The sequence below is a fragment of the Hymenobacter sp. genome, from assembly GCF_036388155.1.
Taxonomy (GTDB): Bacteria; Bacteroidota; Bacteroidia; order Cytophagales; family Hymenobacteraceae; genus Hymenobacter.
In genome coordinates, this window is the sequence record NZ_DASVSI010000069.1 from 1 (window position 1) to 4086 (window position 4086).

At 61.4% G+C, this 4086-nt stretch carries 4 protein-coding genes; 1 reads left to right on the plus strand and 3 read right to left on the minus strand.

What is annotated here, in order from left to right; genetic code table 11:
- Positions 1-174: 174 nt before the first annotated feature.
- Together VF629_RS10020 and VF629_RS10025 are read right to left on the minus strand one after the other, a co-directional pair.
- Positions 175-426, minus strand: coding sequence for a NifU family protein (locus VF629_RS10020; protein WP_331058340.1), 252 nt, complete (start codon positions 424-426; stop codon positions 175-177).
- 10 nt (positions 427-436) lie between these two features.
- The gene (locus tag VF629_RS10025) at positions 437-1540 is read right to left on the minus strand and encodes an Mrp/NBP35 family ATP-binding protein (RefSeq protein ID WP_331058341.1); all 1104 of its coding nucleotides are present in this window, start codon (positions 1538-1540) and stop codon (positions 437-439) included.
- Positions 1541-1729: 189 nt separating this feature from the next.
- On the opposite strand from VF629_RS10025, the gene VF629_RS10030 reads away from it, so the two are divergent.
- A complete protein-coding gene (locus VF629_RS10030; protein ID WP_331058342.1) occupies positions 1730-2032 on the plus strand; it encodes a hypothetical protein in 303 nt (100 codons plus the stop codon).
- Between the two features lie 12 nt (positions 2033-2044).
- On the opposite strand, the gene VF629_RS10035 is transcribed toward VF629_RS10030, so the two are convergent.
- Positions 2045-3898 carry a glycoside hydrolase family 2 protein gene (locus tag VF629_RS10035; protein ID WP_331058343.1) on the minus strand — a complete coding sequence of 618 codons (1854 nt, stop codon included), beginning with the start codon at positions 3896-3898 and terminating at the stop codon, positions 2045-2047.
- Positions 3899-4086 lie beyond the last annotated feature (188 nt).

Below are 4086 nucleotides of genomic sequence, written 5' to 3' on the forward strand. Positions count from 1 at the left end.
GTCGGACGCCTACGGCGTCGGACCGGGGGGTAGTCCGCAACGTGGGGTAATTACTTCTCGAAGCGTGAGAAGGTCCTTCGCAAGCTCAGGATGACAAAAGAAAAAAGGCCCTACACGAATGCGTGTAGGGCCTTTTTGCTGCCGTAAGAGCAGCACTTAAACCTATTTAAAAGCTTATTTAGCTTCCACGGCCGTGATTTCGGGCACGGCTTTTTTCACCGTGTCTTCCAGGCCGGCGCGGGTCATGGGCGACATGGGGCAGGCGCCGCAGGCGCCTTCCCACTCCAGTTGGAGCACGCCTTCGGGGGTGATGTTGGCCACGCGCACGTTGCCGCCATCGGTGGCCAGGTAGGGACGCAGCGTATCCAGAGCCGCCTCGATGCGGGGCATCAGCGGATGTTCAAAAACGGGAGCTGAAGTTGTCATTTCCACAAATTTACGAATTCATCTGGACGACGGCCGTTTTTGGGGCGACGTTGTTGCGGATGCTTATCTGGCGTGCCACAGCTTCGGCCAGGTCAGCGAATAGCTGGCCGACCACCGACTCCGGGTCGAGCACGGCGGGCTGGCCTTGGTCGCCATTCTCCCGAATGCTCTGCACGAGCGGCAGCTGGCCCAGCAACGGAATGTCGTGCTGCGCGGCAAGGCGCTGGCCGCCACCTTCGCCAAAGATAAAGTACTTATTCTCGGGGAGCTCGGCAGGCGTAAACCACGCCATGTTCTCCACCACGCCCAGCACGGGCACGTTGATTTGGGGCTGGCGGAACATCTGCAACCCCTTCTGGGCGTCGGCCAGCGCCACTTTCTGCGGCGTGGTCACGATGACGGCGCCCGTGACGGGCACGGTTTGCACCAGGGTGAGGTGGATGTCGGAAGTGCCGGGCGGCAAGTCGAGCAGCAGGTAGTCCAGCTCGCCCCAGTCTACTTCGGTAATGAACTGCTTGAGCGCCGACGAGGCCATGGGGCCGCGCCACACAATGGCGCTTTCGGCCGGCGCCAGGAAGCCGATGCTCATCAGCTTCACGCCGTATTTCTCGATGGGCTGGATGAGATTTTTGCCGTTGGGGCCCTGGAAAACGTGCGGGGCCGCGTTTTCCACGCCAAACATGACGGGCATGCTGGGGCCGGAAATGTCGGCATCGACCAAGCCGACTTTGGCGCCGGTCGCGGCCAGGGCCACCGCCAGGTTGGCCGTGACGGTGCTTTTGCCCACGCCGCCCTTGCCCGAAGCAATGGCGATGATGTTTTTCACGCCGGGGAGCAGGTCGCCGCGGTTGTTGCGGCCGGTGGTCACGCGCGAGGTCATGGTAATCACCACGTTGGCGTCTTTGTCGACCATCGTGTGAATGGCGCGCTCGCAAGCATCGTGAATGAGCTGCTTGAGCGGGCAGGCCGGGGTGGTGAGCACCACGGTAAACGCGACGGTGAGGCCGTCAATGACAATGTTCTCAATCATGTTGAGCGTCACGAGGTCCTGGCCCAGGTCGGGCTCTTCCACGTAGCTCAGCGCCTTAAGAACGGCTTCTTGGGTAATCATCATAAGGAGAGCAAAGCGTCGGAAAACGACGCGCTGCAAAGATAACCCCGGAAGCGGCGGGCAGGTTCGGCGGGGCCAAAATTGCCTTTTTATAAACTAAGACATTCAGTAGCAATAATTCCACAAATAGGAGCCATATTTACCAACGGTTCTTTTTACCTTTTTCTACAGCTTCCTTCTTTGGCCTTTTTTATGCAACACACTGACTTAACCATGAGCGCCGACACCGTGGAAATGTTCTGCTCGCCCGAACCCGAAGAAACCGAAGAGCTGCTCGTGTTCGAGTTTGCGGTGCCTGTGTCGGCCAAAGTGCCGCCGGCGCGCCAACGCATAGAAGTAGCCAAATTGCTGGTCCAGCAGAGTTCCGTGACGAGCACCGTACCCGGCAAAGTGCTGATGCCGCTGCGCGCCAACAACACCTCCGTTGGCGCCGCCTGGTGCATCACGGCCACCCTTACGGCTCCGCAGGCCCGCCGCTCTGCCTCACGCTATTAACAGCGGAGGCTTTTATTGCAAGTGCTCCATCTGCCGGGAAGCCAGCAGGCCTTCGGGCACGCTGAGCGCACCGGTGTGCGGGTCAACCAGGCCGTTGCGCTCGTCTTCGATGTTGGTGGCTTGCGTGTAGACGTCGCCGGCAATGGGCCGGGTCCGGAGTTCTTGCTTGAAGGCCCGGATGCTGTTGGTGCGGGCCTCGGCGTCTTGGGGCCCGCCGTAGTCGGAGAAGCCGAACCCGCCCCATTCGCTCACAATCAGGGGCACTTGACGGCGGTAAAAGAACGGGTCGCCCACCACGAGCGGGAAGGCGGCGGTGCCTTCCATCTCGCCGCCCACCAAGCGGTCGAGCAGTTCCCGCCAACGGCTGAGGTCGGGGGTGTAGAGGTGGGCCGTGAGCAGGTCGGATTTTAAGCGGCCGGTGTGGGAAATGTGATGCCAGCCGTCGTTGTCGACCACCAGAAATTGCGGATAAGCAATTTGCATGAGGTGGTAGGTTTCCACGATGTACTGGCGGGTCTCCGCGTTGGTCGCAATGTCCTGCGCGCCCCAGTCTTCGTTATACAAGCTCCAAATAACGATGCTGGGGTGCGTCTCGATGAGCGTAACCATGCGCAGCAGCTCGGCGCGGTGGTTTTCGCGGCTGCGCGGGGTGGAGCTGTGGGGGCTGGGCACTTCCACCCACAGCAGCAGGCCCAGCTCGTCGGCCAGGTTGTAGATGCGCGGGTCGATGCCGGCAATGTGCACGCGCACCAGGTTGCAGCCCAGCGCCTTCATGGCGTACATGTGGCGCTGCATTTCTTCTAGCGTGGCCTGGCCCGGCTGGTAGAGGATGCCGTCGAGGTAGGTGGGCTGGTTGTTGAGGTAGACGTAGCGCCCGCGGGCCTCAATCTTGCGCAGGCCAAACAGCGTCTCGATGCTGGCGGCGTAGCCGTCGGTGTTGATGAGCTGGGCCACCAGCCGGTAGCGGTGCGGGGCTTCCGGCGACCACAGCTCGGCGCCGGCCACTTCCAGCACCACGCGCTGCTGCCATTGGCCCGCTTCGAGGTGAAGCGGAAAATCAGACTCGGCCAGCGGGGAGATGCGGTCGGGGGTTTTGGGGTCGAAAACTTGCAGCCGAATGACGTAGTCGCCGGCGTCGTGAATGCGCAGCGTGAGGTTGAAGCGCACCAGTTGGTCTTCTACCACGCTCACCACGCCCACCCGGGAGCGCAGGCGGTTGCGTTCCACCACTTCGAGCCACACGCTGCGCACGGCGCCGGTGTAGGTTTGGTACCAGATGCCGCCGCGCTTGTACACGTGCGATTCCTGCTTGCCGCGGGGCGTTTCGGCGTCCATGGTGTCGGCAATGCGCACCGTAAGGCGGTTTACTTGCCGCAGGGCGTGCTCTTCGAGCTCGTAGGTGAAGGACGTGTACTCGCCGTAGTGCACCTCTTCGCCTTCGATGGTCTTGAGCAGGTGGCCGTTGAGCCACACGCGGGTTTCGTAGCCACAGGCCCCAAACGTGAGCTGGACCATGGACCGAACCTGCGGCTCGGCGATTTCGGGCATGTCGAATTCCCGTTCGTACCACACCACCACTTTGTCGTGCCAGACGGCCGAGCCTTGCTGGCCGCGGGCCTGCGCCAAATGCTCTTCCACCGAGCCCGGCCACTGGGCGGTGTGCTCGTATTTATGGCCCTTGGCCCAGTTGTCGCGCAAGCCGACGTCGGCGTCGTCATGGGCAAAATGCCATTGGCCGTCCAGCAGCACGTGGTTGCTCATGCGCAACACGGCCCGCGGCAGGGGATTCTCAAGGTCTTCGGCTACAAACAGGTCCTCGGCGCGGCTGGCCGAGAGGGAATAGTTCGATTGATTCAGGTCGTCCATGCGGGGCGCGTAAGCGGTAGCGGTAAGGCCAAAACGCAGCGCGGCATACCTCCACACTTGTTTGGCAGTAGTACAAACGGTGACGGGCCGGATAATGATGCAGGAAGCAGCATTCGTTATTGAAAATCAGGCGCCTGCAACACAAAAAAACTCCTTCGCCGCATGCAGCGAAGGAGTTTTTTTGTGTT

What these genes read in the sequence shown, in the direction of transcription:
- VF629_RS10030 (WP_331058342.1), top strand. Translation starts at nt 1,730, where the DNA reads ATGCAACACACTGACTTAACCATGAGCGCCGACACCGTGGAAATGTTC.
- VF629_RS10020 (WP_331058340.1), bottom strand. Translation starts at nt 426, where the DNA reads ATGACAACTTCAGCTCCCGTTTTTGAACATCCGCTGATGCCCCGCATC.
- VF629_RS10035 (WP_331058343.1), bottom strand. Translation starts at nt 3,898, where the DNA reads ATGGACGACCTGAATCAATCGAACTATTCCCTCTCGGCCAGCCGCGCC.
- VF629_RS10025 (WP_331058341.1), bottom strand. Translation starts at nt 1,540, where the DNA reads ATGATGATTACCCAAGAAGCCGTTCTTAAGGCGCTGAGCTACGTGGAA.